The organism is Rhizosphaericola mali (assembly GCF_004337365.2).
In the GTDB taxonomy this organism is placed as follows: domain Bacteria; phylum Bacteroidota; class Bacteroidia; order Chitinophagales; family Chitinophagaceae; genus Rhizosphaericola; species Rhizosphaericola mali.
The window spans coordinates 160,793-176,480 of sequence record NZ_CP044016.1 but is presented as its reverse complement, the minus strand read 5'-3'; the positions used below and the strand labels follow the sequence as shown (position 1 = coordinate 176,480).

11 protein-coding genes are annotated in these 15,688 nt (G+C 34.5%); 5 read left to right on the top strand and 6 right to left on the bottom strand.

The window, feature by feature from the left end:
* Window positions 1-34 precede the first annotated feature (34 nt).
* On the top strand, window positions 35-1,588 hold the full coding sequence (locus E0W69_RS00770; protein ID WP_191967925.1) for a hypothetical protein: 1,554 nt from the start codon (window positions 35-37) through the stop codon (window positions 1,586-1,588).
* A gap of 16 nt (window positions 1,589-1,604) precedes the next feature.
* Entirely contained in the window at window positions 1,605-2,084 is a 480-nt protein-coding gene (locus tag E0W69_RS00765; RefSeq protein ID WP_131328128.1) for a nucleoside deaminase, read from the top strand.
* Window positions 2,085-2,087: 3 nt separating this feature from the next.
* Here E0W69_RS00765 and E0W69_RS00760 read toward each other — a convergent pair whose 3' ends face one another.
* Window positions 2,088-4,142 (bottom strand): S9 family peptidase, encoded by a 2,055-nt coding sequence (locus tag E0W69_RS00760; RefSeq protein WP_131328127.1) that lies wholly within the window; start codon window positions 4,140-4,142, stop codon window positions 2,088-2,090.
* 115 nt (window positions 4,143-4,257) lie between these two features.
* Between E0W69_RS00760 and E0W69_RS00755 the strand changes: the two genes are divergently transcribed.
* Window positions 4,258-5,448 (top strand): C1 family peptidase, encoded by a 1,191-nt coding sequence (locus tag E0W69_RS00755; RefSeq protein ID WP_131328126.1) that lies wholly within the window; start codon window positions 4,258-4,260, stop codon window positions 5,446-5,448.
* 68 nt (window positions 5,449-5,516) lie between these two features.
* Here E0W69_RS00755 and E0W69_RS00750 read toward each other — a convergent pair whose 3' ends face one another.
* The 5 genes from E0W69_RS00750 to E0W69_RS00730 form a co-directional block, all read right to left on the bottom strand.
* The gene (locus E0W69_RS00750) at window positions 5,517-7,025 is read right to left on the bottom strand and encodes a M28 family peptidase (RefSeq protein WP_131328125.1); all 1,509 of its coding nucleotides are present in this window, start codon (window positions 7,023-7,025) and stop codon (window positions 5,517-5,519) included.
* Between the two features lie 150 nt (window positions 7,026-7,175).
* A complete protein-coding gene (clpX, locus tag E0W69_RS00745) occupies window positions 7,176-8,423 on the bottom strand; it encodes an ATP-dependent Clp protease ATP-binding subunit ClpX (protein WP_131328124.1) in 1,248 nt (415 codons plus the stop codon).
* 106 nt (window positions 8,424-8,529) lie between these two features.
* Window positions 8,530-9,171: a ClpP family protease gene (locus E0W69_RS00740; RefSeq protein WP_191967924.1), complete on the bottom strand. Its 642-nt coding sequence runs from the start codon at window positions 9,169-9,171 to the stop codon at window positions 8,530-8,532.
* A gap of 33 nt (window positions 9,172-9,204) precedes the next feature.
* Complete coding sequence (locus tag E0W69_RS00735; RefSeq protein ID WP_131328123.1) at window positions 9,205-9,891, bottom strand: ClpP family protease; 687 nt, start codon at window positions 9,889-9,891, stop codon at window positions 9,205-9,207.
* Window positions 9,892-10,049: 158 nt separating this feature from the next.
* The gene (locus E0W69_RS00730) at window positions 10,050-11,366 is read right to left on the bottom strand and encodes a hypothetical protein (protein ID WP_131328122.1); all 1,317 of its coding nucleotides are present in this window, start codon (window positions 11,364-11,366) and stop codon (window positions 10,050-10,052) included.
* 223 nt (window positions 11,367-11,589) lie between these two features.
* Between E0W69_RS00730 and gyrA the strand changes: the two genes are divergently transcribed.
* Window positions 11,590-14,235 (top strand): DNA gyrase subunit A, encoded by a 2,646-nt coding sequence (gene gyrA / locus E0W69_RS00725; RefSeq protein ID WP_131328121.1) that lies wholly within the window; start codon window positions 11,590-11,592, stop codon window positions 14,233-14,235.
* Window positions 14,236-14,258: 23 nt separating this feature from the next.
* Complete coding sequence (locus E0W69_RS00720; RefSeq protein WP_131328120.1) at window positions 14,259-15,608, top strand: hypothetical protein; 1,350 nt, start codon at window positions 14,259-14,261, stop codon at window positions 15,606-15,608.
* Window positions 15,609-15,688 lie beyond the last annotated feature (80 nt).

Here is a 15,688-nt window from a genome sequence, read left to right as displayed (position 1 = left end):
CAATAATCACTTATTTTTGTTTGAAATGATATATATGATTAGATTTTCCAAAGATGTTTTATGGTTTTCAATGTTGCTTGTCACGTTATCGGCTTGTCAGAAAAAAAATTATTCGAATAATTCAAATACGGATGTAAAAACGCTGAGTAAAAACTATGATATCGATCGGGAAAATTTGATTAAAAAAGATAGTTTGCTAAAAATTGATGCGCACATTGGACTCAATCCAGCAGAGGAAAAAGCTGCGATTAAATATGAAGCCTTGAAACAAAGCTTATATGCGCAATACAAGCAATCGCATAACTATCCATTCTCCAATGCATATTACGGAGCCAAGGAACAAATCTATGGATCAAAATTATACCAACTCATACATTCAATGCCAAAAGGCGGTTTTTTGCATTTGCATCCTTCCGCAGGATTGGATTATCATTGGTTGGTAGAGCAAGTGACTATTTTGCCTAATTGTTATGTGTATTGGGATGCGAAACATAAAGAGAAACTATTAGGTGAAATTCATTTTTACAAAAAAGAAAATGCGCCTGCTGGATTTGAATTGGGAAGCGAACTATTGAAAAAAGATCCACAATTTAAGGAGAAGCTTTACCAACTATTAGTTTTTGATAAAAAAGAAACGGAACCAGGAACGGATATTTGGAAAGAATTTGAATATCGATTTAACAGAATCAATGGATTTGTTGGTTATCAACCAATTTACCAAGATGTTTTGTATAATATTTTTTCAAATGCGGTAGCAGATGGCATTAGCCAAGTGGAGTTGAGAGAACACTTAGCTGATTCATTGTATAGTTTGGATCATGAGAAAGGTTATTATAACACAGACTCCGTAATTCACTATTACCAATTAGCAGCAGATCGAATTAGAAAAAATTTTTTACCAGAATTCACCTATAGTCTTATTTATACCAACATACGTTTTTTACCAAAAGAAACAATAGTTGAGGATATAAAAAGAGCATATTACTATCAATCTAGGTATCCAACAATCATTAAAGGTTATGACTTGGTTGCAGAGGAAGATGCGGGACATACTGGACTATACTATAAAGAAGCTTACATATTAAGTGACTCCTTATCCAAAGTTTATCATCATAAATTGGCACTGATACTGCATGCTGGAGAAAGTACTTGGGAATATAATAAAAACTTGTATGATGCAGCTTTAGTACATACACCTCGAGTAGGCCACGGAATTAACTTAGTTTACTATCCTGCACTTATGGAGGCATTTAGAAAACAAAATATCTGTGTTGAAGTTAACCCAATGAGCAACCAGATATTGGGATATATGCCAGATTTAAGAATGCATCCAGCACATATTTTGATCAATAATGGTAATGAAATAGTGATCAGTTCTGACGACCCTGCGATTTTCCAATATACGGGGGTTAGTTTGGACTATTGGTCTGCGATTATGGCTTGGGATATTTCTTTTAAAATGTTGAAAAAAATAGTAGAAAATTCTATTAATTATAGTTTGCTTGATACTTCCGAAAAAACACAAGCACACAACTATTGGAATAAAAAATGGAATGAATTTGTAGCAAATATCAATTCCAATTATTAAATAAAAGTTTGCATATATGTTAAATGAAAAGGATAAAGAATTTATCCAAATGGCAATTGAATTAGCACAACAAAATGTAGAAAATAACAATGGTGGACCATTTGGATGTATTATCGTTAAAAACAATCAGATTATAGGCAAAGGAGCCAATAGTGTCACGAGTGAAAATGATCCTACAGCACATGCAGAAGTAGTTGCCATCCGTAATGCTTGTAAAAATTTAAAAAGTTTTCAATTAGAAGGTTGTAGTTTATACACCTCATGCGAACCATGCCCTATGTGTCTAGGTGCTATTTATTGGGCAAGACCAACTAAAGTCGTATTTGCAGCGACCAAGATAGATGCGGCTAGTGCAGGATTCGATGATGATTTTATATACAAAGAGATTAATCTTTCTTACAACGAAAGAAAAATCCCTTTTATACAATATGAATCCGACAATCAAATCTTGCCATTTGAAAAATGGAAAGATAAAACAGATAAAACAGATTATTAAGTACTATAACTGCTCTAGCCAAGCAGTTATTTTTTTCCATAGATGTAAAGTTGTATTTCCACCAGTAATTCGATGATTTTTATTGGGATATATAAACATATCAAACGCTTTGTCTTTTTGTATAAGCTCTTCAGAAAACAACAAACTATGCTGAATATGTACATTATCATCAGCACTTCCATGAATCAACAATAGTTTACCCCTCATTTTATCAGAATAGTGAAATGGACGATTTTCTTCATAACCGATTTGATTTGTTTCGGGAGTTTGCATATATCTTTCTGTATAAATTGAATCGTACCATCTCCAATCTGTCACTGGAGCAATAGCAATAGAATGAGTAAAGATATTTGCGCCCTTGGTAATTGCTAACAAGCTCATAAAGCCGCCAAAACTCCACCCCCAATGGATAATTTTTGAATTATCGATATAATTATAGTTGGAAAAATGTTGTGCGATGTCTATTTGATCTTGAATTTCTAGTTGACCAAGTTTTTTGTACGTAGCTTTTCGAAAATCTGCGCCACGACTCCCCGTACCAGTGTTATCAAAACAAGCAACTATAAATCCCTTTTCTGCCATGAATTTATGCCAATAGTTAACCATCCCATATTTATTCAATACCATTTGCGAACCAGGACCGCCATAATTACATACGAGTAATGGATAACTATTAGATTCTGAGAAATTAGTAGGTTTTAACAACCAACCATTAATTGCAACATGATCTTTATTTTCGATAGTTATTAAATCCGAAATAGGCAAGTTCAATGGATTTAGTTCAGATTCTAGACGTTCATTATCAATTATAATTTTTTCTTTGTTCAAATAAGGAAGGAAATTATCATCCAATAATATTTTGCAATTCCATGCTTGGGGTAAACTATTCAAATTGGAATATTGCAATACACAGTTATCTAATTGTTTATCCATAAATAATTCATGATAGCCGGTCTCCTCGGTGAGCCGATGGATAATATTGGTTTGATAATTTATAGCAATAATATTTCGATCCATCGGCGTTGGATAGCCAGCCGAAGCATATATATATTTATTTTCCAGATCTATGAAAATAGTATCTGAAATATCAAATTGAAAATTTGTAATCTGTGTAGCTTGGAAATTTACAAGATCCAAGCTATGCAAATTTTTATAGCCAGATAGATCACTATAAAACAACAATTTATCACCATCTATAATATAACTATCTGCATAAAAATCTATATATCTTTCCTCTTTTTCCTCATAGATCAATTTCAAAGTACCTAACTTAAAATCTTGCAAATAAATACATAATTTATTTTGTAGTCTATTTAAGGTAAAGACCAATATTTGATCATTTACCCACATTAACTTGGGTATATATTCAAATGCCAATGAACTAGATATTTCTATGTTAGTTTGGCTATGCAAATCATAAATATGTACACTCACAACTGCATTTCTCTCTCCAGCTTTTGGATATTTATAGGAATAATTTTGATTATAGTTTTCACTATAGATCGTCATGTCGTATTCTTTTACCAAAGACTCATCAAATCGCAAATAAGCAATCTTAGTCGAATCCGCGTTCCAGTGATAGGCTTTTGTAAATCCAAATTCTTCCTCGTAAGCCCAATCAGTATGACCATTAATAATATGATTATATAGTCCATCAGCGGTAATGGCTTTACAATCTTTATTGTCTAAATTATAAACATATAAATTGTTGCTTTTTATATAGCTGATATAATTTCCGTCAGGAGAAAACGCTACTAAACGAATCTGTGAATCCTCAATAGTTATAATGTCCTCATTTTGCAGATCTAACAGAAGTGTTTTAACATAAAATGACCGACGATAGATCGACTTTTGATCATAACTAACCAGTATAAGATTTTCATTTTTTGGATGAATATGATAGTTTGCAATTGTAATATCCCAACCCTTTGATTGCAAAATAGCAGATATTCTAATTTGCAATGGATCATTTATAGTCTTTACATCTGTATAAGTTTGCGGTTTGTATTTTTCTGTAACAAATATATCTTCTAATGTTATCCTAGTCGATTGCGTCATAACTAACCAAAATTTTCTTAAAATAAAGGAAATTCTTAATGAATATTAAATAATGTAGGTAAAATATTTATCAATTATTATCTTTGATTGCGTTTTTTAAAACAAATTTAATTAAATGAAAAAAGTATTTGTAGCCGCATTGGCGCTCTTTTTATTGACTCAAAAATCTTTCGCTCAGGATGATTTAGTGAAAAAAGCTAATGAAAATCAAAGTTCTGCAGCTAAAAAAGGTTATCAATTTACGGATGTTATTAACCTTGGCGTCACACCTATCGAAAACCAAGGATCATCTGGTACATGCTGGAGTTATTCGACGAACTCATTTTTGGAATCAGAAATGATCAAAGCAGGGAAAAAACCTTTACCTCTTTCCAAAATATTTACGGCTAGAAATTCTTATGTTGACAAAGCGGATAATTTCGTCAAACTAGGCGGTAATCTTGGCTGGGGCGACGGTGGCGAACCACATGATGTTATCAATATGTATGCAAAATATGGTGCCATTCCTGAGTCTGCATATACAGGATTGATCAATGGTGCTACAAAAAATAATTTCAATGAAATGCAAGGCATTCTCAAAGGAATGTTGGATGCAGTAGTAAAATCTAGCGACAAATCACCTTCTTGGAAAACAGCATTCAATAGTACGATGGATGCTTATTTAGGTCAAGTTCCAGAAAACTTTAACTATAATGGAAAAAGCTATAATGCTAAATCTTTTGCAAAAGAAGTCGTAGGTTTAGATCCTAACAACTATATCGAATTCATTTCTCAAACTAATACACCTTATTGGGAAAAAGCAATGATGATGGTTTCTGACAACTGGGCATTCCAATGGGATTACAATATACCAGCAACGGACTTCACGGCAATTATTGACAATGCATTGAAAAATGGTTATACAGTTGCTTGGGGAACAGATGTATCTGAGCCATATTTTAGTTGGCCAAATGGTGTTGCATATGTGCCACAAAATGCTCCAGCTCTAAAAGGTGCAAGATTAAGCCCTGAAGATAAAAAAGCTTTATTCGATAGTCCAAAAACAGAATTAGCCATCACTCCAGAAAACAGACAAGAAGGTTTGGATAATGGCGCGACTACAGATGATCACGGTATGCATATCGTAGGTCTTTCTAAAGACCAAAATGGTAAAGAATACTATATCGTTAAAAACTCTTGGGGTGAAACAAATGACTATAAAGGTTATTTGCATGTAACTAAAGCGTATGTTCAATACAAAACTTTATCTATTCTAGTAAATAAAAATGCACTTCCTTCTGATATCAAAAAGAAAGTAGGTCTTTAATTTTATTGAAAATTATAGTACAAAAAAAGTCGCAGTAAAAACTGCGACTTTTTTATTCCTTAGTTTTTTTAGTTTAAAGGAATATCACGAACCAACATAGCATCTCTATTGGCTATATCCCATGCGGTATAGAACACCATTTGGGCACGTTTACTCATTAATTCAAAATCAATTTTATCTACGGTATCAGATGGTTGATGATAATCGGCTTTCAACATACCATCATAGAAAAACAATATAGGAATTCCCTTTTTTGCAAAATTATAGTGATCACTTCTATAGTAAATTCTGTTCGGATCTTTTGGATCATCAAACTTATAGTCCAAAACTAAATGTGTGTATTTATTATTTTCGGCTTCATTAATTTTTTGCAAATCAGAGCTCAATTTGTCGTGCCCAATCACGTAAATATAGTTCGTAGAATCTGGCGTTTTTCTTTCTGTATCAATACGACCATCCATATCTATATTCAAATCCACAGAGGCGCTATCCAAATTAATCGTTGGATGCTCAGAATAATATTCAGAGCCAAACAATCCTTTTTCTTCTCCAGATACGGTCATAAAAATCATCGAACGGCGAGGTCCAAATCCTTTTTTCTTCGCATTTACAAATGCTTGTGCTAATTGCATCACACTTGTCGTACCTGAACCATCATCATCCGCTCCAAAATAAATAACAGAATCTCTTTTACCCAAATGATCATAGTGCCCCGTTACAAATACATATTCGCCTTTTTTATCCGTACCCGGAAGCACTCCAATCACATTAGAACTTTCCAAATGATTGGTAATTTTTTCCAATTCAACATGCAAGTTTGTAGCGTAATCACCCGTTTTTACTACACTTAATTCTTCTATACTTTTACCAGAAGTTTGTAGTATTTTATTGGCTAGAGCATCACTAATCTGTAATAATGGAGTCGCGACACCTTTATTTTCCTTGATATACATATTACCTTTCAAACCTTTTGCACTATGATTTTGCAAATGATTCATTACGACTATGATACCAGCAACACCTAGTTTCTTAGCGATATTTATCTTATTAAATGTGGATTTGTAGATTTCATAAGGGTGCGCTTTGATATCTTTTGGTAAACCTTCCAATACGACAATCCATTTACCTTTAACATCCAAATTATCATAACTATTGTGCGTTGAATCTTGCCAACCATAACCTGCATATACTATGTTATCCACTGTCCAATTTCCATTTGCCAAGGAAGAAATATTCAAGGCATAATCTGTTCCAAAAGTCAATGCTCGATTATCCAAACTCACTTCTGATTTAGATAGAGAATCTTGAAATACAGGGTAAGGCATTTGATATTTACCTTCACCAGCACCCGGTTGCAAACCTATTTTTTTGAAAAAAGCTTCTATGTAAGATGCCGCTTTTTTCTGTCCCGGCATAGCCGTTTCGCGACCTTCCATATCTGCGGCAGCGAGTACGCTCAATTTTGCTTTTAATTCCTTTGGAGAAATAACCGAAGCAAATTTTTCGACAGGTGCACTTTTTTGTGCCATGGCAAAAGATGATGCCAATAATCCCATCAAGAGAAATTGTTTTTTCATGTGTATGAAAAATTTATAGTTAAAGTTATTATGTGATTGCGTTCAAAAATAAGTCAAATGCCCTTCATTTAACTAAAGTCTTATCTAGATTACCTAAAAAAGGTTATTGAAACATTTCAATAACCTTTTTTATTATTTACAAAAATCAAATTAAGCAACAACTTTCAAATGATTCATTTTGCTTTTGTCAAATTTCGCTTTTGCATATTTCAATGTTACATGTAATTCTTTCGCATCAGAACCTGGTAATTCAAACATGGCATCTGTCAAAATATTTTCGCAAATACTTCTCAAACCACGCGCTCCTAATTTGAATTCCAATGCTTTTTCTGTAATGAAATCCAATGCTGCAGGATCTATTTTCAATTTAACACCTTCCAATTCGAATAATTTGTTGAATTGTTTCATCAAACTATTTTTTGGTTCGGTCAAAATTGAACGCAAAGTTTTCGCATCCAAAGGATCTAAATGTGTCACTACCGGCAAACGTCCTAATAATTCAGGAATCAAACCAAAAGATTTCAAATCTTGCGCATTGACAAATTGCAATAAGTTTTTCTTTTGTTCTTCTTCCAAAGTTTTATTGACGTTGAAACCAATAGAATTGGTATTGATTCTACGAGCAATAATTTTATCTACTCCGTCAAAAGCACCACCACAAATAAATAAGATATTTTGCGTGTTGATTTTGATCATTTTTTGTTCGGGATGTTTTCTTCCGCCTTGAGGTGGAACAAGCGCTTCCGTACCTTCCAACATTTTAAGCAAACCTTGCTGTACCCCTTCACCGCTCACATCTCTCGTAATAGAAGGATTATCTCCCTTACGTGCGATTTTATCAATCTCATCTACGTAAACGATTCCTCTCTCCGCTGCAGCCACATCATAATTACAAGCTTGTAACAAACGCGTCAACATACTTTCTACATCTTCGCCTACATAACCTGCTTCAGTAAACACAGTTGCATCTACAATCGCAAATGGAACATTCAACAATTTGGCGATGCTTTTAGCCAAAAGCGTTTTACCGGTTCCGGTCTCTCCCACCATGACGATATTGCTTTTTTCAATTTCAATTTCGTCTTCGGCAGATTTTTTTTGCGTGATTCTTTTGAAGTGATTGTAAACGGCAACAGAAAGAATTTTTTTCGCATTTTCTTGACCGATTACATATTGATCCAAGAAAGATTTTATCTCTGTAGGTTTCTTCATCGTCAATTTAAAACCATTTTTACCGCCTTTATCTTCGACGTCCTGCATGATTTCTTGAGCGATGATCTCTTGTGCATGTTCTACACAATTTTCACATATATGTCCTTCTAATCCAGCAATTAATATTTTTACTTCGTCTCTCGACCTTCCACAAAAAGAACAATGTAATTGTGTCTGTTTCGCCATATAGATCCTAATTTATTAAATTTTGAGGTGCAAAGATACAACTTATATAAAAGTGAAAAGCATAGCGTAGAATTACCACGCTATGCTTTAACAAATACTATTGAAACTATAATTTATCTATAATGCTATCAACGATACCATATTCCACAGAACCTTGCGCATCCATCCAATAATCTCTATCGAAATCTTTCAAAATTTGTTCCACTGTTTTGCCACAGTTTTTAGCCAAAATCTCCGCTCCTAACAATTTTGTTTTTTCAATTTGAATCGCTTGAATTTCAATATCTGCGGATGTCGCTTGGAAATAACCGCCGATACTTGGTTGGTGGATCATTACTTCTCCGTGAGGATAAATGAATCTTCTACCTTTTTCTCCTGCACTCAACAAAATAGAACCCATACTCGCAGCCAATCCCATACAAATGGTACTGACAGGAGATTGAATCATTTTGATCGTATCGTAGATCACCATACCGCTTGTAACAACACCACCTGGACTATTGATATAAAATTTTATTTCTTCTCCTGGCTTGTCTGCATCTAACAAGATCAATTTACTTACGACTTCTCTAGCAGATTTATCATCTACCGGTCCCCATAAATATACCGCTCTTTTTTCCAAGAAGAGTTTCTCCATTTTTTTGGCCAACATTGGCGTCATTTCTTCCTTGTTGGATTCTTTTTCTTTTGGCTCGTCCTCTTCTTCATCGTCATTCATCAAAAAGGGAGATTTATATAGTAAACTCATATTTCTTAATTTTTTTAAATAAATGAATAAATTTTATTTCTTCTCCTTTCTTGGATTGGTCACTAACACTTCATCCACTAATCCATAAGCTTTCGCTTCATCTGCACTCATCCAAAAATCACGATCTCTGTCAAGCGCAACTTGTTCGGGTGTTTTATTACAATGTTGTGCAATAATTTCATCCAATTCATTTTTAATTTTGCGAATTTCTTTCGCTGTAATTTGAATATCAGAAGCTTGACCACCGATAGCACCACTAGGTTGATGTATCATGATGCGACTATGTTTCAATGCACTTCTTTTACCTTGTACACCAGAACACATCAAAACAGCACCCATACTAGCAGCCATACCAGTACAGATTGTAGCCACATCAGGGCTTACAAATTGCATCGTATCATAAATACCTAATCCAGCGTAAACACTACCACCAGGGCTATTGATATACATTTGAATATCACGAGTACGATCAACGCTATCCAAAAATAACAATTGAGCTGTAACGATATTCGCAACATAATCATTAATGCCTTCGCCCAAGAAAATGATTCTATCCATCATCAAACGGCTAAACACATCCATACTAGCTACATTCAAAGGTCTTTCCTCAATGATGTAGGGAGTCAAATTAGTAAATGATTGCCCATAATTATGCAAAGTTGCACTACTAATTTTCCTGTCTTTTATCGCAAATTTTTCAAATTCTTTTCCTAAATCCATATTTGTACAATTTATGGGGTTGAAGATATTGATTTTTTATTATCAAAAGTCTATTATTCAAATATCATGCAACCAAATTTTTCTGCCAAAAGGTCAGTTAAAATAAAAAAGGAAAGTAGCGCTACTTTCCTTTTTATAAATATTTATCTAAATATTATTTATCGTTGTAAATTAACATGATCTCCTAGAATACCTGCAATCTTATAGGAAACAAGACTTGCAGTTGCATCATCCTCTACCGGCATAGTAACACTACCGGCCATTTTAATATTAGGAGCGACAATAGATTTTCTTTTTACAATCAAACCTGCATTATTGAAATACAGCAAATTAATACGCACACGCATGATATTACGCTTACTGACATTATGTACTACTAACTTCATTCCTTTCACCCCGCCAGCCTTTTGAGGTGGATTTACAACACCAATACGTACATATTGATCCAATTCAGATTTTCCAGTTATAGGATCAATAGTAACTTTCTTAGGGCCACCATTTGACGATGTATCGATTTTAGGCTTTTCAACTTTTGCAGGAGTTTCCTTTTCTGGAGATGGCTCATCCAACGCAATATCCGCTTCCTCTTTTTTCACAGTATCTACAGCTTTTGCATTTGCCGCTTCAATCAACTTGCGTGCCTTCCTCACTTTTTCTATAGAATCCCTTAACAATTGCTGTGATTGTATCCGTAGTGACTGTCCAGTCGTATCATCCGCGATGCCAATATTTCCACCGGTCATTACTGGGTGATTTTGTCCTTCATCGCCTCCTTCACTCGTAGTATCAGCAGTATTCACTGCAACATCTTGGTTATCACTATTTTTATCATTGTAATATTTGTAACCAAAAAAACCAATTGCCACTAAAAATAAAAGCCCTGCAAATATAAATGCACCAGCATTGCTATTTTTTTTCATTTCATCGAAGGATTCGTTTGTAGTAGACTCTTCTTTCTCAGGTTCAAAATCCACAAAATCAGATTTCTTTTCTGTTTTGGGCTTTTCTTTTAATTCTGGTTCAATCGGAAATTCTTCTTTGGTTGACTCACCCTCCTCTTCAACAAATTCCTTTTTTGCAAAAGGTTCTGGTTCTGGCTTTGCAATTGGTTTGGAAAACGGAGTAATTTGAGATTCGGATGGTTTGGATTCTATGATAGGAGCAGGAGGTTGTTCAGCGATTCTTGGAATATCCGAAGAGTGCGCTTCATCCTCTGTTATTTCCACCATTTTATGATCTGCAGTGAGACGATAACGTTTTTTGGGACTTGGAGGCGTTTTAATTTCGGGCGAAGTAGTTTCTGTTTTTCCTTCCACTTTGGCAATTAGACCATCTACTTCATCTGGAAATTTCCAAGAAGCACTTTCTCCATCCACCCAAATTAAATCAGAAGATTTTAATCCGAATCTTTTCAATTCGTCCAATGAAAAAGGACCTGATTCCAAATTATCTCTCAGTACGCGGTAAAAATTCATATTAATAGCATCCAAATTTTACCCAAAAATAATGACAATTGTATTGCCTTGCTAAAAAAATTATTATTTGTACCTCAAAATTAGATTGGCGTAAACATTGTAAGATAAAATAAGCATAACTTACATATAAGCGCTTTAAATTTATTGTTTTATTTTGAAATACATTAACTTTGAAGCCTATCCCAAATGTAGATTTGGGTGATTTTTTTAATCAAAAAATTACATGGACGAACATATTTTACCAGAAGAGACAGGAGACCACGACCGTTTGATTGAGGTCAATATCGAGGAAGAAATGAAGACCGCCTATATTGATTACTCTATGAGTGTCATTGTAGGTAGAGCGTTGCCTGATGCGAGAGATGGTTTTAAACCTGTGCATCGCCGCGTCTTATTTGGAATGAATGAACTAGGTAACAATAGTAATAAACCTACCAAGAAATCTGCACGTATTGTCGGAGAAGTTATGGGTAAATATCACCCTCATGGCGACTCTTCTATTTACGATACCTTAGTTCGTTTAGCTCAAGATTTTACACTACGTTACCCTCTTGTTGAAGGACAAGGTAATATGGGTACACAAGATGGAGATCCTCCTGCTGCCATGCGTTATACCGAGGTAAGATTGGACAAACGAGCGGAATCAATGTTGGAAGATCTTGACAAAGAAACGGTTGATTTGCAAAATAACTTTGATGATACATTAAAGGAACCTACCGTTTTACCTACGCGTATTCCTCAACTATTGGTAAATGGATCAAGTGGTATCGCCGTAGGTATGGCAACCAACATGATGCCGCACAATCTATCCGAATCTATTGATGGTTGTATCGCTTATATCGAAAATAAAGAAATCACAGCAGAGGAATTAATGGAGTATGTAAAAGCTCCAGACTTTCCTACTGGTGGTGTTATTTTTGGTATGGATGGCGTACGTCAAGCAATGTTAACAGGTCGTGGTCGTGTGGTTGTACGAGGTAAATACCATATCGAAACAAAAGATTCTGGTAGAGAAAAAATCGTTATCACAGAAGTTCCTTATCAGGTAAGTTTGGATGATCTTACGGATAAAATTGGACAACTTGCTAATAATAAAGTAGTAGAGGGAATTGCCTACGTAAATAACGAAAGTAACAAACGTGAAGGTACACGTATCGTTGTTGATTTGAAAAAAGACGCGGTAAGTAGCGTAGTTGTTAATCAATTATTCAAATACTCTGAGTTACAAACCAGCTTCGGTATAAACAATATTGCGATTAGTAAAGGCCGTCCTAAACAAATGAATTTGCAACATTTAATTAGCGAATTTGTGGAGTTTAGAATGGAAGTCGTTACACGTCGTACAGAATATGAATTAAGAAAAGCGAAAGAAAGAGCACACATTTTGGAAGGTTACATGAAAGTAATCGGCACTCAAAATGATCTAGACAGAGCGATTAAAATTATTCGTGAAAGTGCTACTCCAGATGATGCACGAAATGGTTTGATTGAAGCGTTCGAACTATCTGAAATACAAGCTAGAGCGATACTTGAATTGAGACTTCGTACTTTAACAGGTCTTGAAATTGACAAGATCCGCAGTGAGTATGAAGAATTAATGAATCAAATACGTCATTTGGAAGAATTGTTAGCAAATGAAGGAATGAGATACGATTTGATCAAAACTGAATTATTAGAAGTAAAAGAAAAATTCGGTGATGAAAGACGTTCTACTATCCAATATTTGGCGAATGAATTGAGCATTGAGGATTTGATCGAAGACGAAAATGTAATCATTACAATTTCCAATTTGGGATATATCAAACGTACTTCTGCTACAGAATATCGTTCTCAAAACAGAGGCGGTCGTGGTAGTAAAGGTGTGAAGACTCGTGATGAAGACTATGTAGTTCATTTATTTGTAGCTTCTACACATGACACCATGTTATTCTTTACCGAACAAGGAAGATGTTATTGGTTGAAGGTGTACGAAATGCCAGAAGGCGATAAAAATAGTAAAGGTCGTGCATTGCAAAACTTAATGCAAATGCCTTCTGACGACAAAGTGCGTGCTATCATAAATGTTAAAAATCTTAAGGATAAAGATTTTGTAGAAAGCCACAATATCGTGCTTTGTACGAAACGAGGTATCATCAAGAAAACTTCTTTAGCTGACTTTAGCCGCCCTCGTGCCAATGGTGTAAATGCTATTACCATAGTAGAAGGTGACCAATTATTAGAAGCGAAGATAACTAATGGATCTAACGAAATCATGCTCGCAGTGAAGAGTGGTCGAGCAATTCGTTTCCCTGAAGAGAAGGTAAGAGTAACTGGTCGTGGCGCAATTGGGGTAACTGGTATTGAGGTAGATGACAATACAGACGAAGTTATTGGCATGATATGTGTCAATAAAGAAGATACAGAAAAAACCGTTTTGGTTATCAGTGAAAAAGGATTTGGTAAAAGAACCAGATTAACGGATGACGACGGAGAGGATGTTTATCGTATTACCAACAGAGGTGGTAAAGGTGTTAAAACTATAAATGTCACCGAAAAAACTGGCGGTTTGGTTGGTATATTAGATGTTGTAGAAACCGAAGATTTAATTATCACATGTAAATCTGGTATTACATTACGTACATCTGTTACCGACATCAAATTAGCCGGTCGAAATACACAAGGGGTTATTTTGATTCGTTTGGATAATAACGATGAAATTGCCGCTATTTCAAAAATTGAAGAAGAGGTTATTGAAGAAGTTGAAGAATCTAGTGAAGCAACTTTAGAAGGATCAGAAAATGATACAACTTCTACTGATTCAACTAATGAAGAATCAAAGGATGATTTACAAGAAAACGCAACGGATGACGATAATCAACCTATAAGCTAAATTAAAACAGAAAGCAGATTTTTATGAAAAGAAAAAAATTAATTCTTCCAGTTTTACTTTTATCCTTAAGTGCTAGCACATTTGCACAAAAATTGGATAAAGACAAATTAACAACTTTGATTGCCACTAAAAAATTAGATGAGGCAAAAACAGACATTGATAAAGTATTTACAAGCCCTGAAGCGAGTTCAAATCCAGAAGCATTGGCTTATAAGATTAGAATCTATGGCGAAATCGTTGGTGATTCTACTTTATCTACTAAATATCCTGATGCAAAAAATGTGGTTTTAGGTTCATTTGGTGAACTACAAAAAGTAGAACCAGATACAGCTAAAATGAACGCATTGATGAAAAATCCTAGTATTTTACCTATCAATGGATTGAGTAATGTATATACTTCTGAATTCAATGTCGGAAGAGAAGCATTTAATAACAAAGACAATGTAAAAGCATTTAACGGTTTCAATAATGCACAAAAATTAGGTCAATTTTTTATCGCAGGTGGGTTCTTACCAAGTGCAGATAGAGCTACGGGTATTGATACATTAACTACAGCATACGCAGGCTTTGCGGCACAAAATGCAGTTAGTACTAATCAAGCTTATGCTGACTCGGCTGCTATGATTTATGAAAAATTAGCGTCAAGAAAAATTAAATCGGCAGGTGGTGCTGATATGTTACCAGCTTATCAGTTTATGGTAAATTACTATGAAACCAAAAAAGACGATGCTAATTTCCAAAAAGCATTAGCTTTAGGTAAAGAATTATATCCAAGTGATGCCTATTGGGGACAAGAAGAAACTCGTATGATGACTTCTAGTAGCGACCCTAATGTATTATTGACAAAATATGCTGCGATTCCTAATCCAACAGAAGAGCAAGCTGCAACTTTTGCGTCTTCATTTGGTGAAGCAGCAAAGGATTCTACAGTTGATCCAGCATTAAAAACGAAATTGATCGATGCTGAAGTTGATGCTTATCAAAAAGCATTTACAGCTTCTAAAAATGGTTTGTACGGTTATAATGCAGGGATAATTTTAATGCAAAATAGATTCTATCCTTTGGATGATGCTTATAGAGCTGCAAAAGGTGAAACTGCAGACTTAAAAGCTAAAAGAGCAGCTATCGAAAAAGAACAAAAAGGTGTAGCAGATACATTAGCTAATATTTTCGAAGAAACTTATACTACACTCAAGGGAAAAACAGATAGATCAAAAAGAGAAACTGTTGTACTAGGGTCTGTTGTTGATAGACTAGCGGAAGTTTACGGATGGCAAGTAGATAAGGCTCGTGGTCATGATCCAAAAGCCTATGACAAATACAATGCTTTATTTAAAAAGTATTCAGCAGAACACGGAACGTATAATCAATAGTTGTGTTCTTTAATAAAAAAAGCGATCAAAATATATTGTTTTGATCGCTTTTTTTATTACTTTGTTAGTCATTAATTAAA